The sequence below is a fragment of the Pseudomonas sivasensis genome (assembly GCF_021391435.1).
Lineage (GTDB): Bacteria > Pseudomonadota > Gammaproteobacteria > Pseudomonadales > Pseudomonadaceae > Aquipseudomonas > Aquipseudomonas sivasensis.
This window is the reverse complement of the sequence record NZ_CP090029.1, coordinates 2984592-3007655: the sequence shown is the minus strand read 5'-3', so window position 1 is coordinate 3007655 and position 23064 is coordinate 2984592. Positions and strand designations below refer to the sequence as shown.

General features: G+C 56.8%; 25 protein-coding genes. 6 read left to right on the top strand and 19 right to left on the bottom strand.

The annotated features are described in order from the left end of the window. Positions 1–65 precede the first annotated feature (65 nt). Entirely contained in the window at positions 66–275 is a 210-nt protein-coding gene (locus LRO94_RS13545) for a hypothetical protein (RefSeq protein WP_179179055.1), read from the top strand. Positions 276–278: 3 nt separating this feature from the next. Here LRO94_RS13545 and umuC read toward each other — a convergent pair whose 3' ends face one another. Continuing rightward, entirely contained in the window at positions 279–1553 is a 1275-nt protein-coding gene (umuC, locus tag LRO94_RS13540) for a translesion error-prone DNA polymerase V subunit UmuC (protein ID WP_179179056.1), read from the bottom strand. After that, positions 1546–1971, bottom strand: a complete 426-nt coding sequence (locus LRO94_RS13535; RefSeq protein ID WP_179179057.1) for a LexA family protein — start codon at positions 1969–1971, stop codon at positions 1546–1548. The genes umuC and LRO94_RS13535 overlap by 8 nt, the downstream gene beginning before the upstream one ends. Before the next feature lie 101 nt (positions 1972–2072). Here LRO94_RS13535 and LRO94_RS13530 point away from each other — a divergent pair, with 101 nt between their 5' ends. From LRO94_RS13530 to LRO94_RS13520, 3 genes are all read left to right on the top strand, one after another. Further along, positions 2073–2795, top strand: coding sequence for an SOS response-associated peptidase family protein (locus LRO94_RS13530; protein ID WP_179179058.1), 723 nt, complete (start codon positions 2073–2075; stop codon positions 2793–2795). A gap of 375 nt (positions 2796–3170) precedes the next feature. Next, complete coding sequence (locus LRO94_RS13525; protein ID WP_179180073.1) at positions 3171–4796, top strand: methyl-accepting chemotaxis protein; 1626 nt, start codon at positions 3171–3173, stop codon at positions 4794–4796. Between the two features lie 86 nt (positions 4797–4882). After that, positions 4883–5392, top strand: coding sequence for a GAF domain-containing protein (locus LRO94_RS13520; protein ID WP_122753962.1), 510 nt, complete (start codon positions 4883–4885; stop codon positions 5390–5392). Positions 5393–5422: 30 nt separating this feature from the next. Here the strand turns inward: LRO94_RS13520 and LRO94_RS13515 are convergent, their stop codons facing one another. The 9 genes from LRO94_RS13515 to LRO94_RS13475 all read right to left on the bottom strand — a co-directional run bounded on the left by LRO94_RS13515 (position 5423) and on the right by LRO94_RS13475 (position 14516). Further along, positions 5423–5941 (bottom strand): lysis system i-spanin subunit Rz, encoded by a 519-nt coding sequence (locus tag LRO94_RS13515; RefSeq protein WP_179179059.1) that lies wholly within the window; start codon positions 5939–5941, stop codon positions 5423–5425. After that, positions 5941–6366, bottom strand: coding sequence for a cell wall hydrolase (locus LRO94_RS13510; protein WP_179179060.1), 426 nt, complete (start codon positions 6364–6366; stop codon positions 5941–5943). The genes LRO94_RS13515 and LRO94_RS13510 overlap by 1 nt, the downstream gene beginning before the upstream one ends. 57 nt (positions 6367–6423) lie before the next feature. Beyond that, on the bottom strand, positions 6424–6636 hold the full coding sequence (locus LRO94_RS13505) for a hypothetical protein (RefSeq protein WP_179179061.1): 213 nt from the start codon (positions 6634–6636) through the stop codon (positions 6424–6426). Then, positions 6614–7003 carry a hypothetical protein gene (locus LRO94_RS13500; protein WP_179179062.1) on the bottom strand — a complete coding sequence of 130 codons (390 nt, stop codon included), beginning with the start codon at positions 7001–7003 and terminating at the stop codon, positions 6614–6616. The genes LRO94_RS13505 and LRO94_RS13500 overlap by 23 nt, the downstream gene beginning before the upstream one ends. Then, complete coding sequence (locus LRO94_RS13495) at positions 6994–8145, bottom strand: hypothetical protein (protein ID WP_233897041.1); 1152 nt, start codon at positions 8143–8145, stop codon at positions 6994–6996. The genes LRO94_RS13500 and LRO94_RS13495 overlap by 10 nt, the downstream gene beginning before the upstream one ends. A gap of 1056 nt (positions 8146–9201) precedes the next feature. Then, positions 9202–12768 carry a phage tail protein gene (locus tag LRO94_RS13490; protein WP_179179063.1) on the bottom strand — a complete coding sequence of 1189 codons (3567 nt, stop codon included), beginning with the start codon at positions 12766–12768 and terminating at the stop codon, positions 9202–9204. A 59-nt stretch (positions 12769–12827) separates the two neighbouring features. After that, entirely contained in the window at positions 12828–13439 is a 612-nt protein-coding gene (locus LRO94_RS13485; RefSeq protein WP_179180074.1) for a tail assembly protein, read from the bottom strand. Between the two features lie 58 nt (positions 13440–13497). Then, a complete protein-coding gene (locus LRO94_RS13480) occupies positions 13498–13848 on the bottom strand; it encodes a hypothetical protein (protein ID WP_179179064.1) in 351 nt (116 codons plus the stop codon). 107 nt (positions 13849–13955) lie between these two features. After that, on the bottom strand, positions 13956–14516 hold the full coding sequence (locus tag LRO94_RS13475) for a hypothetical protein (protein ID WP_179179065.1): 561 nt from the start codon (positions 14514–14516) through the stop codon (positions 13956–13958). Positions 14517–14664: 148 nt separating this feature from the next. On the opposite strand from LRO94_RS13475, the gene LRO94_RS13470 reads away from it, so the two are divergent. Next, positions 14665–14925: a hypothetical protein gene (locus LRO94_RS13470; RefSeq protein WP_122753971.1), complete on the top strand. Its 261-nt coding sequence runs from the start codon at positions 14665–14667 to the stop codon at positions 14923–14925. 80 nt (positions 14926–15005) lie between these two features. Next, positions 15006–15482 carry a pepsin/retropepsin-like aspartic protease family protein gene (locus LRO94_RS13465; RefSeq protein ID WP_179179066.1) on the top strand — a complete coding sequence of 159 codons (477 nt, stop codon included), beginning with the start codon at positions 15006–15008 and terminating at the stop codon, positions 15480–15482. Positions 15483–15654: 172 nt separating this feature from the next. On the opposite strand, the gene LRO94_RS13460 is transcribed toward LRO94_RS13465, so the two are convergent. The 8 genes from LRO94_RS13460 to LRO94_RS13425 form a co-directional block, all read right to left on the bottom strand. Then, positions 15655–16419 (bottom strand): C40 family peptidase, encoded by a 765-nt coding sequence (locus LRO94_RS13460; RefSeq protein WP_179179067.1) that lies wholly within the window; start codon positions 16417–16419, stop codon positions 15655–15657. 2 nt (positions 16420–16421) lie between these two features. Then, the gene (locus LRO94_RS13455) at positions 16422–17174 is read right to left on the bottom strand and encodes a phage minor tail protein L (protein WP_179179068.1); all 753 of its coding nucleotides are present in this window, start codon (positions 17172–17174) and stop codon (positions 16422–16424) included. Positions 17175–17185: 11 nt separating this feature from the next. Further along, complete coding sequence (locus tag LRO94_RS13450) at positions 17186–17524, bottom strand: phage tail protein (RefSeq protein ID WP_095184924.1); 339 nt, start codon at positions 17522–17524, stop codon at positions 17186–17188. Further along, a complete protein-coding gene (locus LRO94_RS13445) occupies positions 17524–20874 on the bottom strand; it encodes a phage tail tape measure protein (protein WP_179179069.1) in 3351 nt (1116 codons plus the stop codon). Before LRO94_RS13445 ends, LRO94_RS13450 begins: the two co-directional genes overlap by 1 nt. Beyond that, positions 20871–21140, bottom strand: coding sequence for a DUF1799 domain-containing protein (locus tag LRO94_RS13440; protein WP_179179070.1), 270 nt, complete (start codon positions 21138–21140; stop codon positions 20871–20873). The genes LRO94_RS13445 and LRO94_RS13440 overlap by 4 nt, the downstream gene beginning before the upstream one ends. Positions 21141–21187: 47 nt before the next feature. Continuing rightward, on the bottom strand, positions 21188–21568 hold the full coding sequence (locus LRO94_RS13435) for a phage tail assembly chaperone (RefSeq protein ID WP_179179071.1): 381 nt from the start codon (positions 21566–21568) through the stop codon (positions 21188–21190). A gap of 3 nt (positions 21569–21571) precedes the next feature. Further along, complete coding sequence (locus LRO94_RS13430; protein WP_179179072.1) at positions 21572–22228, bottom strand: phage tail protein; 657 nt, start codon at positions 22226–22228, stop codon at positions 21572–21574. Positions 22229–22413: 185 nt separating this feature from the next. Further along, a complete protein-coding gene (locus tag LRO94_RS13425; protein WP_179179073.1) occupies positions 22414–23064 on the bottom strand; it encodes a DUF2625 domain-containing protein in 651 nt (216 codons plus the stop codon).

Sequence of the window (23064 nt, the reverse complement as noted above, 5' to 3'; positions counted from 1 at the left end):
TCATAACTTTGGAACTGGTTACTAACACCTGCTGCTACGCTGTTGACTCCAACAGAGGAACGCCGATGCCAAACTCAGATCTACTCCCCTCCCTGCTATCGAAGCTATACGAAAACCAGCTGGCCCTTGAAGCCTCCATCATGGAGCTCTCGAATTGGGTAGAGCAGCGCGGCTCTCCCGAAGTGGCCGAAAACATTCGAGGTGCTTTGCACACCATCGACGACAACGAAGAGTTCATCAAATTGACGCTCGCAGTTCTCATGGCACCGGAGTGATCGCTACTTGCAGGCCACTGACCAGAGCTGGTCCAGCTTGGTGGTGTAGCTCTGGCTCATCATCTCGCGCCGCATGCCCCAATCGGGGTTCGTAGGCACGCTGGCAGACCGTAGCGTTCCCCTTCCCCACCTATCATTGATCTGGTCCAGTACGGTCATCACTCTGGTCGCATCGGTGGGCTGAGACACCGCGAATAGATCATCCGTGTATTCCCCAGGCTGGCACAGGTTGAGCAACATCACCTCGGCCTTGCTGTAGTTGAAGCCTGGACGGTAGATATGGTCGAGCGCATCAACCGCAGCCTTGGTGAGTAATCGCACATCGTCGGTTGGATACGGCATGTCCACCACAACCCCGTTCGCGTATTTCGCCTCGTCCGGATTGAACATGCCGGTGCGGATGCAGACCCGGACTTTCTTGCAGAGCGAGTTCTGTGCCCGGAGCTTTTCCGAGGCTCGCATCATGTAGGTGGCCACCGCCTCCTTGATCGGCGCAAGCTCGGTAAGGCGCTTTCCAAACATGCGGCTGCAGCAGATTTCCTGCTTGGGTGGGTCGGGCTCATCCAATTCGAGGCAGGAGGTGCCTGCCAGTTCCCGCGCGGTCTTCTCGATCACCACGCTGAATTTCTTGCGGAGCGTCCAGGGGTCGGACCTGGCCAAGTCCATCGCGGACTTGATGCCTAGAGCGTCCAGATGGAGCTTCATTTTTCGGCCAACACCCCAGACCTCGGCCACATCAGTATTGCGCAGCACCCAGTCCCGCTTAATCGGATCGGTGATGTTCACCACACCGCCCGTCTGCGCTTGCAGCCGCTTCGCGGTGTGGTTTGCAAGCTTGGCGAGCGTCTTAGTGTTCGCGATTCCCACGCCGACGGGGATACCGGTGCACCGCAGCACCTGGGCGCGGATCTGCCGGCCGAGAGCGTCGAGCCCGCCAATTCCGGTGAGGTCGGCGAATGCTTCGTCGATGCTGTAGATCTCGACGGCGGGCACCATCGATTCAATAAGCGTCATCACGCGCTCGCTCATGTCGCCGTAGAGCGCATAGTTCGAGGAAAACGGGATGATTCCGTGTTGCTTGAGCTTGTGCTTGATCTGAAAATACGGCTCGCCCATCTTGATAAAGGGCTTGGCGTCGTAGCTTCGAGCAATAACGCAGCCGTCGTTGTTGCTCAGCACGACAATCGGCGTTTTGGCGAGATCTGGACGGAACACACGCTCGCAACTGGCATAGAAACTGTTGCAGTCGATCAGGGCGAAGACTGGGGAGTTAGACATGGCTGCGGACTGTGCTCGTGATCACACCCCAGATCGATAGTTCGTCGCCCTCAAGCACGTAGCGCGCGGGGTACTTGGGGTTTTCGGAAAGCAGGATCACCTCCTTGCCGCGCTTGCAGAGTCGCTTGCACATGGGGTCGTTGTTTAGGAGGGCCACTACGATGTGGCCGTGCGCAGGCTCAATCGAGCGATCCACCACCGCCAGATCGCCCTCGAATATCCCTGCGCCCTGCATGCTCTCACCTGTGATCATCACCAGGTAAACATGGGGCGCCCTGATGTTAAGCACTTCATCCAGAGAAATATGCTGCTCAATGTGATCGGCCGCAGGCGATGGAAAGCCAGCCGGTACATGAAACGAGCAAAGAGGCAGTTTTACGCCCCCTTCAGCTATTGGACCCAGGATGTTGAAGCTCATGGCGGCGCCTTATGCAAATACTGTACGAATATACAGTTAACTTTGTAAGCGGCTTGCGGTCAATTTCTCTGTAGGGGATTTCGACAGGCGGAGGCGTGTCTATGTGCGGTCGATTCGTGCAGTACGAGGGAATGGCGATCTACATAGAGGAATTGAGCCCTCAGATCGAATTGTTCAGTGGCTACGATGCACAGCCGATTAATCGGTTTAACGTGGCGCCCACGACGCGTGTGCAGCTGCTACACAGCAAAGAGGATGGGTTGCACATTGACGCTGTGCAATGGGGGTGGGCGCCGTTCTGGGCGAAAGGAAAGCGTCCTGATCCGATAAATGCTCGGGTCGAAACTGTGACCACTGGCAAGTTCTTCAAACAGCTTTGGCCAACTGGCCGCGCGATTGTACCCAGCGAAGGCTGGTATGAATGGGTTAAAGACCCGGACGACCCGAAAAAGAAACAGCCCTACTTCATCCGACTGAAAAGCAGAAAGCCGATGTTCTTTGGAGCCTTGGCCCAAGTAAACCCAGGCCTTGAACCGCATGAGGGCGACGGCTTCGTCATCATCACTGCTGCCAGTGACCAAGGCATGGTGGACATACATGACCGTCGGCCACTGGTACTTGCCCCGAAACACGCCAATGAATGGCTTGATCCGGATCTTTCACCGGCACGCGCAGAGGAAATCGCGAAAGAGCTGTGTCAGCCGACCGAAGAGTTTGAGTGGTTTCCGGTTGGGAGGGCTGTTGGCAACGTCAGGAACCAGGGACCGGAGCTTATCGAGCCGTATCCATCAACTGAAAAACCACATGACGAACACGACGGCTGAGACCCAGCCGAGGGTGAGCAGGAATGAAATGCCTGCAAGCCGCTTATCCATTGTGCCCTGTCCATATCCAATGATATCGGAGAGTTCTGCTGTGCGCTCTGCCTGTAATCGCTGGCAAATAGCATGGCACGTCCCGGACGTCGCGCTACCAAAACGGGCCAAATTCAGCAGACAGAGTGCACACGCATTTACTTAGCGCGCAATTATTTAGCGCCTCTATCATTCCAATACATTCTTTTGCGTTCCTCGTTTCAGCCTTAAGTCTGCAAGCTGTAAATGGAATTCACTGTGCCGCATGAAAAGGCTGCCTTTGTTCGTGATCAGCAAAATGACGTGGAAATGCCACGCCACCAAATCCGGCCTTCGGAGGCCTATATGAAATTGAGATCCTTAAGTATCGCGCGAAGAGCCTTCGTCTGTTTTGGCCTAATCACATTCCTGCTAATCAGCTTGGCAGGCTTCTCTTATCTTCAAATTGATCGGCTGCGTGCTACAGAGCAGGACATTGAGCAAAACTCCCTCCCAAGTATCCAAGTCATTGACGACATCCAGATCGCCCTCCTTCACGCCCGCCTTGAAAGTATCCGCATGCTCTCAAGTACCACGAGAGATGTGCATGATTTCTCACTGTCAAAGGTCGAAGAATCTATGCAGACACTTCAGGTAAAAACTGATTTTTATCGTGCACATTTAATGTCTGGTGAGCAGGACGAGATCCAGTTCGCGAAGGCTAACCAGGCTATGCATGCGTACATCGAAGGTCTCAAAAAAGTAATCGCTTTAGATTCATCCGATCATGATCAGGCTGTCATTTTTGCCAACACAGAGCAGGCAAATAGAGCCAACACCTATCAAGAGCAGCTGACGCTTCTGCGAGACCAAAATACACGCCAAGCCGAGGTATCTGGGGTCGACGCGACCGACGTATATAACCATAGCGTCAAAGTTTTGATAGCGGTGCTAATCGTGGCATTTATCTTAACTATAGCGCTGGCGATTTTGTTCACTAATAGCATCACTATTCCAATCAGCTCATCACTAAAATTGGCGGAGAATATCGCTGCTGGCGACCTTACTCATGATCTTGAAGTAACAGGTTCAGATGAAGCTTCGCGCTTGATGCATGCATTGAATCTGATGCAGAAAAATTTGCGAGACACAATTCTAGAAATCTCGGGAGCTTCATCCCAACTGAGCACTGCTGCCGTCGAAATGACGTCGATCACTGAAAGCGCTGATCGCACACTTCAGCAGCAGAACAGTGAGATAGAGCAAGCTGCTACCGCAGTAACTGAAATGAGTGCGGCGGTTGAAGAGGTTGCACGAAACGCCAACTCCACGTCTGAAGCAGCGATGCAGTCGAGCATGGCTGCAGATCTCGGCAATCAAAAAGTCACTGAAACTTTGACGGCGATGCGTGGCTTGACGGGTTTGGTTGAAGTGTCATCAGATCAGGTAAGAGAACTTGCAGGCCAAGCGCAAGACATTAGCAAAGTTCTGAGTGTGATTAGGGCGATTGCTGAGCAAACCAACTTGCTAGCTTTGAACGCCGCAATTGAAGCGGCTCGTGCAGGAGAACAGGGTCGCGGTTTCGCAGTAGTCGCAGATGAAGTTCGAGCGCTGGCGCACCGAACGCAAACATCGACGCAAGAAATTGAACAGATGATATCCACGATTCAAGCAGGCTCATCTGCCGCGGTCGAATCAATGAAAAAAAGCACATCCGAGGTTTATAGCACGCGAGACACTGCGGAACAGGCGGGCCAGTCGCTGCGTCAAATCATTGATTCCGTGCTCGAAATTAACGATAGGAATGTCCAGATTGCAACCGCTTCTGAGGAACAGGCTCACGTGGCGCGGGATGTCGATCGCAGCCTGATAAGCATCCGCGACCTTGCAGTGCAGAGCAGTGAAGGCACTCGGCAAACGCTTACAGCCAGCAACGAACTTTCTCGTCTGGCCGTCAACCTAAACGATTTAGTTCTTCGATTCAGAACATAGGAAATGGGTCAGCCAACTCTAGCTTTGTTGCCCAATCTCTCATAAGCCAATACGGCACGCCCAGCTAAACACAGCATAGGTGGAATATGGTTAGCCCTGAAGTCACCTTGCACTCTATGCTGAGTTTAGATGAACGATCAGCTTTAGCTGAAATTGAGGCGATCTCCAGCATTTTAAAACTCGTAACACGCCTTACGGGAATGCGATTTGCTGGGATCGCGAAGTTCACCGAAACAGACTGGGTGGTCTGCTCAGCTCACGACCCGTTGCATATGGGGATAGAGGCTGGTGACACGCTAGAGCTGGAAATCACGCTCTGCAGCGAGCTCAGGAGAGACCCTAAGGCACTATTTATTCCTAAAATCAGCGAAGACGGCAGATACTCCAGTCGTGCAGTGGTTAAACGGTATGCGATAGAAAGTTATGCTGGTGTTCCTATCTTCCTTCCCGATGGTAGGTTATATGGTGCTCTATGCGCCCTAGATTCGCGCTCGATACTATTTGAAGACCCGGAGCTGGAAGAAACTTTAGCTTTATTTGCAACGTTGATAGGGTGCGTTTTTTTCACTAACCCGCTGCTGAATGAGTCCGAATAACACGGCTTATCTCATGCGAACTATTCAATTTTAATGAGATTGGTTTATAGCTCGGACGTAATCTTGGCATGCTCGTAATGCTATCAACCCATTATCACCTTCATCGGTTATGGCGATAATTCTTTGAGCATGCGCTGGGTCAAGTTGGGCTCGACGGGTTGCATGAACCACGCTGAAGGCGCCGGGGGCGCAAGGCACGTCGCAGCCACTGGCTGGATCCTCGAGGAGGACTGACAGCCGGACATCAGCAGTGGCAAGGCGATCGCGCATGCGAGCCTGATCACGTTGGGCATCGGATAATTCCTTTATGTGTTTTTGGTCCTGCGCGGCCAGTTGCCGCTCACTGGCCAGGCGTTTGTCCTGCTGGGTTCTGGCCTGGGCGGCCGCGGCATTGCTGATCGCCGCCAGGTCATCCTTATGCAAGCCTGCCTGCTCGGCGAGTTTCTTGCCCATTCGCCAGTCCTGAACCTGCCAGGTGACGCCGGCGGCGCTGGCCATCAGCACCAGGATCAGCAGCACCAGACCGGCCTGCTTCTGCACGGGCGTCATCACGGTACATCCTTGAAGAAGACGTGATGCCCGAGGCGCAGAGTCTGCTTGGCCTTCGCCGCCCAGGCCGGCGCCTTGGGCATCGTGGTTGCGTAGTAGTGCGTGGCACCGCCAGTTGGGTCCGGTACCGAGCCAGACATAACTTGGTCAGCAGCGCGCTGGGCCTGGGCGAACTGCGCAGCCGGGATCGGTTTGGCGCCGCTGAGGTAGGCATAGTTCGGGTCGTTCTGGTTCCAGCAGCTGAACTGCCATGGCTTCAGGCACACGCCCGCGTAGCCCTCCCCCCACCAGGACTTGGCCTTGCCGTCGAACACGCGGTTGCGGATGGTCCAGGCCACGGCGACTTGGCCGTCCGGACCTTCGCCGCGGGCCTCGCCCCACAGCGTGCGCGCCAGGATGTCCCGGTCTTTTTCAGAAGTAGTCATGCTTTTCTCCAGGCAATAAAAAACCCGCTCAAGGCGGGCGGGGTGTTGCGCCATCACTCAGTTGATCGGAGCGGGTGCAAGACGCGAGATCGTCGCCCGTGCGGCGGTGCGCGCCGTGGCAATTTCGCTAGGAATAGGCGTGCCATCCTCAAGCAGCGCAAAGGCGTGCCAGTTGGTTTCGCGCAGGTAAGCACGCGCTTGCTCAAGATCCAATTGGTCCGCAACGTCCTGAGCAGTCTTCACCGGCTCAAGCTTGGATAGATCCACCATCTTCAGGCACCTCCAATAATTCGCTCGGTTCGACAGCCACAAGGGCCGCAGGTGGCGCGGTATCGGGAAACTTTACCGGGCCGCTGCGCGCGTCCAAGATTATTGGTTCCGCCGGGTTTCGGTACTCTTCAGGGCTTTCCCATGTAACAGGAAGACGGAGAGTGAAGTGCAGTGTCTTGCCTATACGCTCCACGTAATCCGACTCGACAAAAAACTTATTGCCGACGGCGCTGCCTGGCAGGCGGTAACCACTTGGGATACCGGAGAGGTCGATAGCCTCGCCATTGATAGTGATAACGTCGCCCTGCACGCTGGCCTCCAGCGTATCGTCCATGAGTGCTGCCCAAAGTCTGATCTTCATTTCCAAGTACCCCGCACCGATACGTTTATTTCAAATGCCTGGGCGGTTGCACCGTTCCTGACCGCGTACAGTATTGAACTAGTCGACGCTGCCCGCTGGAAAACTACGCCATACGAGTCACCCGTAGATTGGGCGTTACAGGTCAGTCCCGGCATCATGTTTGCGGTGTTGAGAAACGTGACAGGCAAGGTCAGAGTTTGGTATCCAAAACTGTTGGCTGCCTGACTTGCTAAGGCCACCTTTCCGGTTACACACATCGTGCCGTTAGCAAACTTTTCAACACGGAAGCCGCTAACCACCGCGCTGGAGATGACTCCACCCGCATCTGACTGCGGGTCATTGGTCATATTGAAGCCAGTAACGTAAGGAACCCATCCGTTCCAGTCAGCCGCAGCAGCAGTAGGGTTAGCTACTTTGGCACTCCGTTGCCAAAGAGCATTACCGTAAATTGGACGAACTTCCTGGTATGGGTAGAGACCTCTGCCCTTAACGGAAATCAAGTGCGCGGGGACAATTGGGGCATTCGTCGGGGCAGTGCCGGAGCCGTAGAAGTATTCACCTGGCTGGGTGAGAGTGTTGTAATCCTGCCCCGGCGTGATTGGTAGAGCGTCCCCAAGCCCCAGCCACCCGGGAATCAGTAGCCGACCTGCAGTGCGGTCTGTAAGTGAAGTTGCGGGAACCAGGGCCAATTCTACCTGCATACCTGCGGTATCGCTCCGGGCAAGAAGTGCGCGGGCTTTGCTTGTGATTACTGCAAGGGATAGAGCCCCCGCTCCAGTAAAGTACGGGAGGCGATCAGCGGCACCAACGAGGCTCGACAAGGCAGTAAGGTTGTTGTTCTTGTCCTGCTTAGTTTCAGGAATTGTTGCAATAATTTTTGTTGCTGCGCGCAATTGGTCTGCGGAATCTTTGTTGTAGCCCTGCACGGGCATCACGGCATAGATACCGCTACCGAGTGTGGGACCCAGATAATTGGTGGCAATAGATAGCGCCGTATCGCTTGCGATGTTGTTGATCTCGTACCACGCACCATCTGGTCCACGGAATCCATCGCCTACACGAGCATTGGCGATAAAGGCCGTACCCGTACCGATAACAGCGGTCGAGCCATTCGTGACGGCAACAGTGCCAGCCCTATACCAACCCATAATTTTCTCCAGGCAATAAAAAACCGCACATGGCGGCTATAGAGTTCTACTAATTATTCCAGCAGCTAAGAGATTGGCTTAGCGAAAACAACAGGAATATATAGTGATGTTGTCAAATCAACTCCCACAGACTGAATTACAAGTCTGTCGTTCTGATAATCCCAGACAGCATACATATTGCCTTGCCGGGAAGTGCCGCCAGCAATATCCATTGCAATATTATTGAGTAGCATATAATCACCGGACGCGAGACTCGATGCGGCAGTCCAGCTCAGACGAGAAGTCCCTTGCCCAGTGGAGGATGATCCCAGATAGGCCCATCCGGTTATCGTTCTCGTAAACTGTGCGCAGGGCGTACCGCTGTCAAATAGAAGATCTGTTGACCCATCCCAAATTCGGAATCCAAACTTTGCAGTTGGTTCTGACTTAAAGGCAGCGACGAACCAATTTCCAGAAGTGCCCTGCCCCACAATCCCCGAAAAAGAAAATCCCGTCCAAGATCCGGCCGATCCCTGCACTACACAAAAACATAGAGTTACCGATAGGTTCGGTCTGACAAAAACTAAGGGAGGCTCACTTGTTGTAATTGGTTTAGAGAATGGTACGTAGACGCCAGATCCGTTACCGCTCCACGCCCCCTTCTCCAGAACAACAAGCCTCGCAAACTCAGAATCAAGGGTAACGACGTCGCTGTTGTTTGTGAACGTTACACCAAACGTCATTAGCGATACCTCATAACCAAAAGCCGTTGAGGAGAAAGCCCAAGAGGACCGTTCGATCTTGCTGGATTGCCGAAGTAGATGACCACTCCGTCCACCCCAACGACTGGGGTGTATTGAATCGCGTAGTAGCTCTGTCCGGACGTGTCGTAAGCAGCGACCGGAACGCAGACAGCGGAGTGTGTGGCCGGGTTTACACCTGGAATAGATATGTAGCGAGTTCTCCCTGGCGCAGGAACGCCCACCTGCACAATTTCCGAGTAAATAATCCGGACAGTAAATGAGTTTTCATCCAGTTCAAGGAGGCCGGTCGGCCCCCAGACTCTTGCCCCGTAGTTCATGCGGAAAGGTCTCCCCACTGGTAGCGCTTGATACCGTTCTCGTCGAAAACCTTACCGCCCGCGCTATTGATTACTTGCCGAGCTTGGCCACCGAAAGAGCTGTTGATTTCAAAGGTCCCGTCGAAGAACAGTTTCCAGCCGGAAACGCCCGCAACATAGTTGTTGGACGCGATGTAGTTGCCGATTTTGGCGTTGGTGATCGTGCCGTCCTGGATGAAAGCCGAGTTAATGAACACCTGCCCGCCTTGCACCGCAAACGGAACCGAGATCGCGCCGCCGGCGATTGTGTTCACGATGGCGAACCGGTCCGCGCTCACCAGGAACTGGCTTTGCAACTGACCATCTACGTTCTCGATACCAAACCCAACGCCGGCGGCGACGTACTGCCCGTTTGCATTCAGCTGCATCTTTACCGACCACATGGTGGAGAGCTTGCCGTCGGTGTCGACCTGAGCCCGGCTTACTGTCTGGATGTCCGCGGAGTTGTCATCGATCTTCACGCCGATCTGCTGGATAGCCTGGGCCGTGGCCTCGCGATCCGTGACCACGACGCTTTCCAGATCGGTCACAGTTCCGGCAACGTCGCCCACCGACGCGTTGAGTTCGGTCTGGCGTTGCACCATGGCCTCGTTCTGCGAGGCGCGGGTCTTCACCTCCTCCGCGAAGCTGGCCGCAGCGTTATAGCCTTGGAGCGCATCAGCAAGATCACCCTCCCCGTTGTCATCCCTGTATGCCGCCTGCAGAACCTGAAGGCTCGACGCCGAGGCCGTCACGATGCCGTCCAGCTTGGTGATATCGGTGGTGTTGGTGGAAACCTGCTGTGCCAGACCGTTCGCCGTCTCTACCGACTGGCCAACATCGAGCCAGTAGGTAGCATCCGGTGGCGGCATGTTGATTGGCACAGCCTGAGCGGCTTGGTATATCCGCCCGCCCTCCACCACCATCCGGCCTTTGAGGTAGGTGGCGTCCTTGTTGTACCCCTTCAACCCACCCAAAGCGCTGATCTGATCTTGGAGGCCGGGGATCTTGTCGATCTGGTCGATGATGTCCTGGCCAAGCTCAGTGCGCCCAATCTGCCCCGCGATCAACTCCAGCACCGGCGCAGCATCCGCACTGGCCTGCCCCATCACACCATTGCCAACCGGGTAGAACGGGCCAACATTGCCGGTGCGGTCCACCAGGCGCGCCCAGAAGAACAGGGTTGCGCCAGCCAACAGTGACTGCATGCGATAGTCGGCCTGCGGATGCGCCAGATCGGCAAGCTTGGTGGCCACCGACAAGTCATTGGCCGGGCCATACCAAAGCTCGGTGCGCTGGGTGTCCTCTGCACCTGGTGGGAAGCCCCACTTGATGCCGATGCCGAACAGTTCGCTGGTGGTGCGCAGGAACGCCACCGCCGGCGGTAAGCCCACCTTCCCTTCCAGGTTGGTTAGGTTGGAGCTCTTCCAGACCGATGAGATCTCAAAGGCACTCACGGATCGCACCCGGGCCACGTAGGCGCCCGAGTAAATGCCGGTGACATCCACACTTGTCGCGCCCGTGCGCTGCAGCTTGATCCAGTTGCCGCTGTCCTTGCGCCACTCCACGTCATACGCGACCGCGCCAGCCACAGCTGGCCACGAGATGTTCATGGTGCTGATCGCCAGGCCCTGGTCAACGGAGTAGTTCGACGTGATGTCGACGCTCGCGGGGGCAGGAACGACGGTGATCGGCACAACGCTGATTGGCCGCTCTTCCAGGCGCGCGCCGGTGTCGATGTGATCGAACTTGCTCGGGTCGTACTGCACAGCCGAGATTTCAAACACGCCAGGCTCCGGCCGCGCCACGCTGACCACGCGATAAAGCGGGATGGCCAGGTCGTCAGCATCGAGCGCCCACACCAGTTCGCGCTCTGGCGTAACGGAGTAAGCAACCGTGACGGTGACCTGCCGGCCGCTGACCAGTTGCACGGTGCGGCCCTCGCACTTGCCGTCGGGCAGGTTGAGGATCAATCGATCGCCAGGCTTGGCCTGGGTGTCGCGGTCAAGCGTGATGACTTTGCCGTTTACAGCTGAGATACGCCCACCGACAGGCCTGCCGGCCAGTAGTTCGTCAGCGATCGGGATCACGTAGCCAGGGAGCGGGATGCGCCCGTCGAGCCCCACTTTGAAAGTGACGGCCCGATCCTTGGAGTTGGTGAGCAACGCCCACTTACCGCGGCGCTGGGCCTCGGATTCACGCGTACAGCCAATGGCGCTGATCTCTAACGGGTTGTCGCCGTAGCGCCGCTGGAGCTTGGCATCCGTGACCGCCGTGACGTCGGTGTCGTAGTTGTTGGCCGGGTTGTCGTAGCTCACCAGCGCGCGGCTGTAGCGGGTGCGCTCCGACGCACTGGAGTAAGTGAACTTGCCGTCGATGACGTTCGCCCGGGTGTAGGCAAAGTCGAAGTCGGTAGCGCGCGGCATATCCGAAAGAGTGAAGACTTGACCTTGGGCCCAGTAGGTCATGCCCCTGTAAATCGCCGAGATATCACGCAGCAGAGACCAGGCATCGGCCTTGCTCTGCAGGTTCAAGTTGCATATGAAGCGAGGCTCTTGGCCGCCCTTTCCGTCCGGCACCAGCTGGTCGCAGTACTGCGAGATGCGGTAAAGCTCCCACTTGTCGACCATCCAGGGTTTGATGCGGCGGCCAAGGCCGAAACGGTCGGCCGTGGTGATGTCGTAGGTCATCCAAACCGCGTTGTCGGTCCAGGCCTGCTTGAATGTTCCGTCCCAAACGCCCGAGTAGGTACGAGACACAGGGTCATAATTGCTCGGCACCTGCATCTTCTTCAGCTTAGTCTCGACGGTTACCGCCGGGATGCTACGGAACTGCTCGGCAGAAAATTCAATGTAGAGCAGCGCGGTGTTCGGGTACCGAATCTTCGCGTCGATCACCTCCGTGAAGCCAGCGATCTGCATCGTGTCGGAGATTTTGTTGTTGTTCTGGTTGATGGTCACCCGGGTAATACGCATCAGCCAGCCGGTGGTGGCCCTGGGCAAATCGATACGGCGGGTGCGCTCGTAAAGGCTGGTGTTTTTGCCGTCGACCGCTTCGCTAAGCACCTGCTGGTAGGCGCCGCCGTCGGTGGCCAGATCAACTTTGTACTCGATCCGATAACCATTGATGTTGCCGCTCGAATCCACAGACTGGAGCGCCGGCCAGGCGAAACGCACGCGCACGGCCGAAAGCTGGGTATTGGTGATCGCCCGAACCCACGGTGTGCCGCTGCGCAGTTCGGTACTGATAGTGGTTTCGTTCTCGATCGAGGGGATGCCCTGGATATAGGTCTGATCCACCGCCCCCGTGCGCCACTCCCACTTCACGTTCGGGAAGTTCATATTGCCTTGGGGGTCTTGCAGCGGAGTGTTATCGAGGTAGATGTCGCGCGCGGTAGGGGTGCCCTCGAACTCGCCCTCCCCGATGGCGATGAGCATCTTAGCGATAGCGACCGAGCGCAGGCTGTCAGGGGCTTCCGTTGGCGTTTTTTGTTTCTCTTCGCCGCCCTTGGCACCATGGATGTCGATTTTGCGAGCTGCGCCCATGCTTTCCTCCAGGCAATAAAAAACCGCCTAATGGGCGGCTGCGGTGTTTCAGTTGTTCACTACATCTGATCTTCGGCGTAGATCGCGGCACTGATGATCGCGCCGCCAACCCGGCGCTTTCCGTAGCAGAGCGGGACCGGGTTACCCGACGCTGTGGTGTTCTTGGCGCTGCCGAAGGCATAGCCAGGCGTATTTTCTGGCGCAGCGCTGGTCTTTAGTCCGCCGGCCTGGGGGCTGAGCATCTGGATCACGCCGCCCAGCACCATCGAGCCGCCCATCATGATCAGGGCGGAACCGAAAGGTGCCATGGTGCCGAAGCTGCCCCCGGTGATCACTAAACCGACGACGATAAGGACAGCTCCAATGATGGTCTGCAACGCTCCACCACGCTTGCTACCGGTAATTACCGGGGCAATACGAATGTCGCCAACACCGGCAAACCCAAGTTCATTTTCACCAAGGTTTGTCGCGCCCCGGAAGACGGCGAACTCAACGCCCCTCGACTTGGCATTGGACAGAAACCGTTCGAGCCCTGGGATCTGAACGCATAGCGCCTTGATTGCTTCGGCTGGCGATCTCACGGCCATTCGAAAAGAGCGTCCGAACTGCCGAAGCTGGCCATAGAGCAAAATCGTAGTCATGGGTTGATAGTTGATTGCCAGTGCTGCCATAAAGATCTCCGGATAAGAAAAAGGCCCGCCGAAGCGAGCCTTGTAAGCCATTTAGTTGCTATAGACAGGCCTGAAGAACCGCCAATCGTTTGTTTGCAATCCAGTTGGGCAGCACTACGTAATATTTTGAGACCGAGCCAGCCCCTTCAGGCTGCACGTCCACAAAATAAGCAGAGGCCTCTGTGAAAACGGTGTAGCCGCTAGGTCTTCCAGCTTGAAGTGTTGCACCTGGCGTGCCGCCGAAAACTGCCTGATTTTGCCATTCGTACTGAACGCATTCCGCGACGTCTTTATCCGACTTTTTTGAATGCAGAACCTTGTAGGGACCATCTTGGCGAGCCTCGTTCATCGTCGGAGGCATACACCCCGCCAACATCACCACCGCTACCGCAGCTATCAAAATCCGCATGTCGTTCCCTCTTTGGTTTGGCGGGACTGTAGCACTGAGGGGGAGATGCAAAAAGCCCAGCGCGGGGCTGGGCTGCCAGATCTGCCATCGACCTTCTCGGAAACCTGCTACTTCAAAATCTCATACCAGATCTGGGCATTAACCAGCATTCTGACAGCGTTAACTTTGTCGATCGCATACTGCGGGGCTGTCTCCCAAGGTAGCGAACTGCCTGTAAAAACAAGCAGCGGCTCATCCGTGCCACGCTCAAGCACAAGTCGAGCATTAATAGATGTGAACTCAGGCTTGGCATTCAGCGTATCGCGCATATTCAGCCGCTGCATTGGCGGAAGTTGACTCCAGGCAACAAACTCTTTGATCGGCTCCAGTCCAGCTGGAAATGTGTCGCGATGTAGAGTATTTCCAAACGTCTTTATGACTCGCCCCATGTCATCGTTGAAGTCCATCCATTGATTGTTATCGGCTATCCGTGCGGGCAGCATTCTATTCCGAAAGTTGGGATTAGAACTCAGCATGCCTGACTTGCCATCAAAGTAATTGTACTGAACGTTCGTTCGATTCCACTCATAAAATTGCAAGGTTGCATACTTATTGAACGTCGACACAGAGCAGCCAGACAGCAGGAGCGTTGGAATAGTTAGCCACAGAGCTACCAAGATTTTACGCATGGGGCATCCTTGCGATTCAGGTGGATAGGGAAACTCGAAATCCAAGCACTGTACCTCGTGCCTGTCCAGGCATCCAGCGTGGATGGAATACCAGTAACCGGGTTGATCGGCAGCGTAGTAGCTTTGTGCCTCTCAATTGGAGATCGCTATGGACGGAGAAGACGAACTTTCGCGCGCACTTGTTGAAGCACTGAAGAAGACTGAAGTCGGGAAGAGGCTGACCGTTAACTTCAAAGGCCAGCCTCATCCAGTTGATGTGAAGTACCGCTTCGCAGGTGGATGGATAGTTGAGCAAACTCTCATACCAGGCATGTCGTTAGAGCTCACCCGAGGAGAGGATGGCGTCCTCGAAGGAATTGATATCACCATTCAGCCCAATGACGGGTTGAAGGAGATTAAAGTCGATTAAAGGATTTCCCAGTCCTACGCCTGCAAGCCCAAGGACTGGGGTTGCGCCAATACCGGCGCGTTTATGACCTGGAGGTCAATTTGAACGAGTACGCAATACCAGACGGCACAAAGTTTGTGCCGATTCTCTTCTCAAGGAGAGATGGGCATGTTTATACCGCGCCACCTGGGCGCCCCGTAATTGTGGCGGCATTGAGGTATGACCCCGAGCACGGGAATGGGCCAAGAGAGATTTCTGGATACAAGCTAACCTATGCCTTGGTTGACAGTGGGGCCGACCACAATTACGCGACTCCAAAGCTGATCGCCGAAGCCGGATGCCCGCAAATAGGTACTGCAAAAACTCGCACCGCCAGTGGGTGGATAGAGTCGACTCAGCATACTGCTCACATATTCCTTCCTGAAGTTGGTAAGCAGTTTGAGACAGACGTTTTTTCATCGCCGCTCGTAGATGAAGATGGTTTCGGTGAAAGCCTTATCATTGGCGTTCTGGTCATTAAAACAGGACGGCTCGTCATGGACTTCCAAGCCAACATCTACCGGCTCTACGTCGAATAGCTCAGCCCTTGAAGAGCTTTCAGTCTCGATGAATGCGCGTTCAATTCGAGGTGGCACCGCTTCATTTGCTTCCCATAAACAATTCTTCGTTTCTGGAAGTCGTTCAGTTCTGATAGAGCAAGCGCGATTTGCGCTATCTATGGACATTGCTCTCTCCTGCGGCCACGCCGCGTCATGTTGGTTGTCTTGCGTCTTTGTGCCTGAGGATCAGGCGCGTCCGGTCATGCCAAGGCCCACCGTAAACGATGATCTCCGACGGCCTGCCGTACAGGTGATGCAGCAAGAACGGGCCAAGGCCAAAAGCGCCTGAATCCTCGCCAGGCATCGTCGGATCAGTGCCCAGGTAGATCCCGGCATGGTTGGGGTGAACAGTCCGCCCGACGTGCATGACGACCAGATCACCACGCTGCGGCCTGTCGACGCGCACAAACCCCGCCCCCTCGTAGTGCTGCTCGTACAGGCTGGCGTTTTCCGCACTCTCCCACCAGCCGTCGGTGCGCTGGAAGGCTTCGAAATCCAGGCCCCACTCGCGGGCGTACCAATCAGCGCACACCTGCCAGCAGTCCCAGACGGCGTGCACGAACGGGCGCCTGAGCAGCGGCGTGCTGCCCGTCGGCGTGATCGTGCGCAAATCCCCCTCGGGCCACGACAGGATGTGCCACGGCAAGGCGGTGGCTTCGCACATGGCCAGGTCGTGCGGTGACGGCCTGCTGGTGGCGTCCGGGTGTGAGTGAACGATGCCGATCACCTCACCTGCGTCTTCTGCCGCCGCGTAGTCCTCTGGATCAAGCCGAAACTCTTCGTTCGGCTCCATGGCGATGTTCCGGCACGGGAAGTACTTCTGCGCCCGCCCAACCGCCAACAGCAAGCCGCAGCACTCTTTCGGGTACTCAGCTGCCGCGTGCGCCTGGATAGCGGCAATGATGTGCTTGCGCATGGTCAGCTCCGGGCAATCAGGGACACGGCGGGGAATCCACCGAAGGACAGTTCGTTGTTCTCGCCGAAGCGCAACTTGCAGGACGACAGGCAGCCCTTGCACTGGTCCAGTGCTGGGTCGTCCGTGGCGCTGTCCTCGTCGTCGAACATGGCCGCGCCGGTGTAGCCGCAGTCCGGCCCCCGGTAGCCATTGGTCATCGCCCAGTGGCAGAACGTCGTCATCTGCCGCCCGGGCAGCCCGTGGTTATCGATCTCGCCCGGGGAGGACAGCTCCCAAACCACGGCCTCTCCGTCCTCGCTGGTCTTCTGGTCGATATACCAGATCTCCAGCGCCTCTTGAGTCGGGTCAGCAGTTGGGTTGCCCTCGGGGAAGTTGGCCGCATCCAGGTATTGGGCCAAAGTCTCGCGGACGGTCAGTTTGAACTTCAGCAGGTCCTCGAAAGCCAGGCACAAGGCGGTGATCCGTCCATTGATGTTGCCCGCGGCGAAAGTCGGTCGGGTAGCAGTACCGTCGCTGTTGGAGCCGAAACCTTCGATCTGCACCGGCCAGGCAGCGTACTCGGCGCCCTGCCACCAAATCGACTTGGCAGGCAGGTCCTCCTCCGAATGCTCGTACGCAAGAAGCTCCTGTGGTGTGTGCGGAATGGCGTGACCGTGGAACCGCAGGTAATCGGCGCCGTACTCGGTCCCGTCGATTTCAAACAGGCGAATCTCGCCGCCGGGCTCCAGTTTCTGGATGTCCGTGATCAGTGCCATGGTCTGTTATCTCAAGGGTGAAAGGTTTGCTGGAAGGTCGCGGTGATGGCGTAGACCTGGCCGCCTCGGTGCACTGGCTTGTAGCCGTTGCACTTGTATAGGCCAAGCTCACCCAGGGGCGGCTCCCAGAGGAAGCCCTTCGCCCCTTTGTGCCGGTCAAGGAACGCCATGATGTCCTTGATACGCCCCTTCAAACCGGTGAAGGTCACCGGCCAGGACTGCGACCGGTTGTTGAGGCCATCCTCGACCGACTGCTCGTAGCCATCGCCAAACTTCTTGGAGCGAACGCGCTGGGCTATATCACCCTCTGCGCCCTTCTCCGTCGCCCAAGTGAAACGTTCGATAGCCATCAGCGCCCCTTAATTGCTTTGTTGATGACGCCACCCTGGCCCATGTCTTTGTTGCGCATCTGTTGGTATTTCTGCTCAACGAACGCGGCCAGCTCCTTGCCGAACAGGTCATAGCCGGGAGCATCAGCCGAGGACGAGGCGTTACCCTCGCCATCGATGTGCACCTCGACGTTGATCTGCGTTGAGCCGGATCCACCGCCGCCCATGGACATGACCCCAAGCTTGCCGCTCGACGTCCGGGTCAGGGGCATGATTGCCTCTTCCCCTGCCTCACCCATAACGCCGGTCTTGCCGTTGGCCATGCCAAACGCCGTGGGCTTACTTACGACTGAGTTGGTGAACGCGCCGCCGTCGGCGAACATCTGCACACCGCCCGACCATGCGCCGCCCAAAGCCTGGGGAAAGTAAGTGCTGGAGTAGCCAGCCGAGGACGCGCCGAGGTTCGACGATGTAGCGCCAGCGGAACCGGCAGCCATGCCATTACCGCCGCCAGCAGCGCTACCACCGAAGTAGCTGGCCGCTGCGCCAACCAAGCTGCCAAGCAAGGCCGAACTCGCCTGACGGGTCGCGATACGCGCCATATCCGCCAAAATCGACTTGGTGAAGTCCGCAAAGGAAAGCTTCCCAGTCATGGCGAAGTTGACGATCGAGTCCTCCATGGAGCTGAAGGCGTTGCCGAATAGGCTTTTGGTCTGGCCAGCGATGTTCTGCGCCGAGTCCAGGTAGTTGTCCCATGCAGCAGTCGCCCCCTTCGTCCAATCGCCCTGCGCATTCTCCACATCCGCATAGTTCTGCCGGATCTGGTCCGTCGCGGCATTATTCGCATCTGCGAGCGCCTGCGACTTCCGCTTAAACTCCTCCTCCGACATGTTGCGCGACGGATCGGACTTCTGGTTGGCAAGCTCCAGCGACTGCTGAGCAAAACGGTCCTGCTGGCTATTCAGCTCGCCGCTGAGCGCGTTCTGTCGATCGCCCTGCCCTACGCCGAGCACTGCGCGCTGGCCTGCGAGTTCCAAGGCTCTCTGTTGCTGCCCCAGTGCCTGCACGTATGTACTGATCGCCCGCTCTTGCTTTGCCAGGCGCCCGGTCTCATTGGTTGCGAGCACTTCAAGCTGACTGTCAGCGTCCTTCTGCGCCTTGACCATGCCTGCGCGCGCGTCGGCGATCTTCTGGTCCAGTTGGATGCTTTGCGCAGCCGACGTGGACTTTTTGCCCTTGGCCGCTTCCAGTGCGGCAATCTCAGCCTCGTATGCTGCCGTGGTTTGGTCGAGCTGATTGCCGATCAGAGCCTGGCGCCGCAGCAGATAGTCTTCCTCAGACAGCAGGCCAGCCTTCTGTGCCGCATCCAGTTCCTTCTGGTAGTTTTTGTAGGTGTCGGTGATCGCCGCCAGTTCGTTCTTGGCGTCGTTGAAGCTAGTCAGGTCGACCTGCGTGCCGCCGCCTTTAGGGTCCTTGTTTTTATCTTCGAGGCCTTTCAGCAGCTTGTCATAGGCACCACCGGAGAACTTGGCACCGTCGAAGCTGACGCCATCGAGCAGCGGCGACTTCTGACCAGTCTTCTCAGCGTTTTCGTATAGCGCTTTGAACTGGTCATTGAGTTTTTTCAGGCCGGCTTGGCGTTTGGCCAGAGGGTTCACGTTATCGAGCTGAGCATCCAGTGCCCGCTGGGCTTCGATGGCTTTCTGGTTGGCATCCGTAGCCTCGCCAGTTGCAGCAGTCTGGGCAGAGCTCGCGGCAAGCCGGGATTTCAGTCCCGCAAGCTTCTTCTCCAGAGCCTCGGTTGAGTCGTCATGCTCGCCGGTACCAAGGCCAAGTGCGCTGTTGAGCGTGCTGAGACCATTGGAAATGGCACCAGCCACACCACCGCTTTTGCGCGTATCAAGCACCCGCTGCGTGATCTCGATCTGCTTTGCCAGGTCGGGGAATATCTCCGAACGGACTTCAGCGTATGCTCCTTTGATGGCGGTTTTGATGTTATCCCAGTCGCGTTCTACGTCAGATAGCGACTCTCGGTAGGTCTTCAGGCGCGTAAGTGCGGCCTGGTTCAGATCTTCGCTGAGAACATCCAAAGCGCGCTGACTGTCGCCCTGATCATCCAGCCCTTTGATCACCTGGTACTGCTCAAGGGTGAGCAGCCCATACTGACTGCTGATCTTGCCTGCCGCTTCGGTTGCGGTCTCGCCGGCGGTTGCAAAGGATTTGGCGAGTTCGCCCGCGCCCTGTCCGGTGACTTCACTCACGGCCGCTGCGGCTTCAGCCAGGTTACGCATCTGCGTGCCGCTGGTAGCTGCTCCGGATGCAAGCGAAACCACTGCCTCACGCGCGCCGGACAGGTTACCGGTGACGCGCCCGGCGCCTTCGGCCATGTCCTTAAGGCTGGCGATGGTCTGCCCGGCACCATTCGTACCGCCATTGATCGCGGCGTTGAACTCGCGAGCCTGCTTCATTGCATCGAAGTAGGCGTAGCCCAGCGACCCAATGACAGCAACCAAAAGGCCGGCCGGGATCAGCATCCCTGCGAGGCTTTTCGCCGATTCACCGGCGCCAGCGCCCAGCTGAGCGATCGCGCGCGCACCACTGCCCAGGTCACCCGCCTGAATGGCATTGGCGAGCTGCATGACGTTCTCTTGAGCTTGGCGAGTGCCGAGCTTTAGCTTGTCGAACGCGCCCGCGGCTTCAGTCAGGCCCGCTCGGTCGTTGCCGATCTTGGCCAGGGCTTCGTTATAGCGCTCGGCATCAATCTGCCCAGCTTTGTGCAGGTCGTTTAACGCCTTCTCCTGAGCCTCCAGCTTCGCCAGCTTGGCGGTCACTGGATCAATACCGTTAACGGTGCGCTTCAGTGCCTCAATCTGGCGATTCTCAGCCTCGATCAGCTTTTGCTTCTGGGCCAGCTCTTTGGCTTCCGCCTTTTCAATCTTGTCGTAAGCCTTTCCCAGTTGATCCTGGTACTTCGCCTGCTCCTCGATGGTGACCAAGCCGCCCTTGCGTGCGCGCTCCAGTAAGCCCTCGGCTTGAACCAGCGACTCCATGCTCGAGATATTGCCCGTCATCGCCTTGTCGAGCTGACTGATGACGGAGATTTCCGCTACTGCGCTGTCAGCTGCCTTGCGACTTGCTCCAGCTTGCCGATCCCTGGCCGCCGTGGATTTATCGATGCTTTGCGCAACGTCCGCTTCAGCCTGGGAAACCTTTTTACCGGTGTTGGCCAGGCCTTCGCCCGTTTTGCCCAGGTCATCAATGGCCTTCTGGGCGCCTTCAGCGGAATCGACCAGCTTATCCAGATCATCAGCAGCCTTTGCGGCCTGCGACGACTCGACCGCAATACCCAGGGAAGCGAAATTGGTGCTCATTTGTTTTCTCTCTGTTCCGCCATCACCTGCAGGGCTTCAGCCTCCATCCGCCGGAAGTCGCTGAAAATCGCTTGTCGCTGGCTGATAGGTACGCCACACATCCGAATCACGCCGGAGAGAACGCTGTAGTCCATGCCTGTTGCGCCGCACGCGCCTGTGCGCCACTGGGTGCTCATGGCCTCGAAGACTTTGAAGGCCTCCCAGTTGTCCGGCCAGATGCCGACTTCCTTGTCGGGGATGTCCTGGCGCGATAAACCGAACGCCATCAGATCTGCATCTGACGGCCCGGGTTCATACAGCGCGCGGGAGGCGCTTAGGAGTTTCCCAGGCGGGCTTCGCTGAAGGCTTCGGCGTACGCGTTCAGTACCGCCTTGGGCGCCGAGTTGATCGAGTTGACGAGGATGCGCACGTTTTCAGGCGTGAATTCCTCTTCGATATCCCAGCCCACCACTACATCCAGCAGCTGGTCTGCTTGCAGTGCGATCTGAGCAGCGGTGAAAGCTTTGAGGTCCATGTCGCCGACCTGCTTGCCCAACTCGTCGTGCCGCTCGTTCCAGCCGGTGTACAGCTCGGCAAGCGCAGTACGGTCCAAGTACTTAAACTCGAACTCCACCTTTTCGGCGTTGTAGCCGGCGCGCTGAATCATCACCAGCGCCTTGAAGGTCGGCTTCTGGATCAATTTGAACTTGGCCATGGATTACACCGTGGCCGCGTAGCGGGTTGGGCGACCAGTCAGGGCGATGCTGATGACACGAGTCATCAAGTTGTTGCGGGACATGGTCGGCGTAGAGGTGATCGACACGTACCCGTTGTAGATGATGCTGCTGCCGCCAGGAAGGTTGAGTCGGAGCAGGCGCGCTTGCTTGTCGTCGTCGGCGGCTTCACAGACTTCCACGTAGGGCTTGGAAGGATCATCGGCGACGGTGATGGTCAGTGTGATCGGGTTCTTGGTCGTTGGCATCTGGCGATCATCGTCGTCGGCAAGGAAGCCAAAGGTCAGAAACTGCTGGTCGCCGCCGCTAGAGTTCAGCTCGGTGATTTGCGAGATCTCGGTGAAGCCGGTCACCTCCCGCACCGAACCAATACCCGAGCCGGCCGGATACTGCTGGACGTTGACGGTATTCACGTTTTCCAGCGCGAAAGTGCCGCTGGCGATCTCGCCAAGGCGTACGCCTCGCCCTTCCAAGCGGGTCCAGCCGGAGCTGACAGCGATCACATTGCCTTCGGCCAGGCCATGGGCTGCGGCAGTAGCGACGGCCGGATTGGCATTTGTCAAAGCAGTAAATGGGATCGCAGGGCCGTAAGTGGCTGCGATCTCGAAGGTGGCGCCGTTGGGCATTTGGATGCCGGCCATGGGTGTTTCCTCTTTTCAGAAATGACAAAACCCGCACAGAGGCGGGTTCATTGGTAAACCGTAGGAGCGGAGGATGCCGATACAGCTGACTAGCTATTCTTCGTAAGGCAACATCCCAGAAGCTGAATGTTCTATGTAGGAGTAGCACTCGTTGAGTGAAGGACGCAGGGAGCTCAGTTTGCCCCTCAATCTGGTTTGTCGAGTTTGCGAGCCAACTCGACGTTTATCTCAAACTGCTCACCGACATCGATCAGCGTGCGGCTGCTTTCGTCGATTGAGCCTTCCCGAGTCCAGAGAAACGGAAAGAATGAAAAGCACTGATCTGCTCTCAGTTCCTGCAGGTCACTACGCCAGCCATCCCAGCGCAGGCCGTCGTAAAAAGTAGCGAGCCGATCGCTTAAGGCCCAACCAAGAAAGTCGGTATAACCGATGTCCAACTGCTCCCACCGTAATGTATCGGGTGCCCAGTAATACATCGCTCCTACATCATCGCCCAGACCGCCACCATTAATGGAAAAGAACCCTCCAGCAGCATCGTCGGCGACCAGCAAATAAGCATCGGGACGCCCGTTGTTCCAATCGACAAGATTTCGGGACAATTGGGGATGCCCGGAGCCGAGCACGCGCAACCAACCATGGTCGATGAGTAGACCACCGGTCTCGTAGGCAATCGCCCCCAACGTCGATCTAGTCGTGACTTGTAGGCTAGAAAGAACGCGGCCACTCTCGGTGGACGGGGGGAGTAACTGATAGCTCAAAGTAGCCGCTCCCAACATTTTTTCAATGAGGGGTAGCGCGGGGTCTCGGCTGTCTATTAGGTCTTCCAAACTTGTCAT

What these genes read in the sequence shown, in the direction of transcription:
- LRO94_RS13470 (WP_122753971.1), top strand. Translation starts at nt 14,665, where the DNA reads ATGGACGGAGAAGACGAACTTTCGCGCGCACTTGTTGAAGCACTGAAG.
- LRO94_RS13495 (WP_233897041.1), bottom strand. Translation starts at nt 8,145, where the DNA reads ATGGGTTGGTATAGGGCTGGCACTGTTGCCGTCACGAATGGCTCGACC.
- LRO94_RS13545 (WP_179179055.1), top strand. Translation starts at nt 66, where the DNA reads ATGCCAAACTCAGATCTACTCCCCTCCCTGCTATCGAAGCTATACGAA.
- LRO94_RS13515 (WP_179179059.1), bottom strand. Translation starts at nt 5,941, where the DNA reads ATGACGCCCGTGCAGAAGCAGGCCGGTCTGGTGCTGCTGATCCTGGTG.
- LRO94_RS13430 (WP_179179072.1), bottom strand. Translation starts at nt 22,228, where the DNA reads ATGGCCGGCATCCAAATGCCCAACGGCGCCACCTTCGAGATCGCAGCC.
- LRO94_RS13505 (WP_179179061.1), bottom strand. Translation starts at nt 6,636, where the DNA reads ATGGTGGATCTATCCAAGCTTGAGCCGGTGAAGACTGCTCAGGACGTT.
- LRO94_RS13535 (WP_179179057.1), bottom strand. Translation starts at nt 1,971, where the DNA reads ATGAGCTTCAACATCCTGGGTCCAATAGCTGAAGGGGGCGTAAAACTG.
- LRO94_RS13475 (WP_179179065.1), bottom strand. Translation starts at nt 14,516, where the DNA reads ATGCGTAAAATCTTGGTAGCTCTGTGGCTAACTATTCCAACGCTCCTG.
- LRO94_RS13520 (WP_122753962.1), top strand. Translation starts at nt 4,883, where the DNA reads ATGGTTAGCCCTGAAGTCACCTTGCACTCTATGCTGAGTTTAGATGAA.
- LRO94_RS13485 (WP_179180074.1), bottom strand. Translation starts at nt 13,439, where the DNA reads ATGGCAGCACTGGCAATCAACTATCAACCCATGACTACGATTTTGCTC.
- LRO94_RS13440 (WP_179179070.1), bottom strand. Translation starts at nt 21,140, where the DNA reads ATGGCGTTCGGTTTATCGCGCCAGGACATCCCCGACAAGGAAGTCGGC.
- LRO94_RS13435 (WP_179179071.1), bottom strand. Translation starts at nt 21,568, where the DNA reads ATGGCCAAGTTCAAATTGATCCAGAAGCCGACCTTCAAGGCGCTGGTG.
- umuC (WP_179179056.1), bottom strand. Translation starts at nt 1,553, where the DNA reads ATGTCTAACTCCCCAGTCTTCGCCCTGATCGACTGCAACAGTTTCTAT.
- LRO94_RS13525 (WP_179180073.1), top strand. Translation starts at nt 3,171, where the DNA reads ATGAAATTGAGATCCTTAAGTATCGCGCGAAGAGCCTTCGTCTGTTTT.
- LRO94_RS13450 (WP_095184924.1), bottom strand. Translation starts at nt 17,524, where the DNA reads ATGGCTATCGAACGTTTCACTTGGGCGACGGAGAAGGGCGCAGAGGGT.
- LRO94_RS13510 (WP_179179060.1), bottom strand. Translation starts at nt 6,366, where the DNA reads ATGACTACTTCTGAAAAAGACCGGGACATCCTGGCGCGCACGCTGTGG.
- LRO94_RS13460 (WP_179179067.1), bottom strand. Translation starts at nt 16,419, where the DNA reads ATGCGCAAGCACATCATTGCCGCTATCCAGGCGCACGCGGCAGCTGAG.
- LRO94_RS13425 (WP_179179073.1), bottom strand. Translation starts at nt 23,064, where the DNA reads ATGACAAGTTTGGAAGACCTAATAGACAGCCGAGACCCCGCGCTACCC.
- LRO94_RS13480 (WP_179179064.1), bottom strand. Translation starts at nt 13,848, where the DNA reads ATGCGGATTTTGATAGCTGCGGTAGCGGTGGTGATGTTGGCGGGGTGT.
- LRO94_RS13445 (WP_179179069.1), bottom strand. Translation starts at nt 20,874, where the DNA reads ATGAGCACCAATTTCGCTTCCCTGGGTATTGCGGTCGAGTCGTCGCAG.
- LRO94_RS13490 (WP_179179063.1), bottom strand. Translation starts at nt 12,768, where the DNA reads ATGGGCGCAGCTCGCAAAATCGACATCCATGGTGCCAAGGGCGGCGAA.
- LRO94_RS13530 (WP_179179058.1), top strand. Translation starts at nt 2,073, where the DNA reads ATGTGCGGTCGATTCGTGCAGTACGAGGGAATGGCGATCTACATAGAG.
- LRO94_RS13455 (WP_179179068.1), bottom strand. Translation starts at nt 17,174, where the DNA reads ATGGCACTGATCACGGACATCCAGAAACTGGAGCCCGGCGGCGAGATT.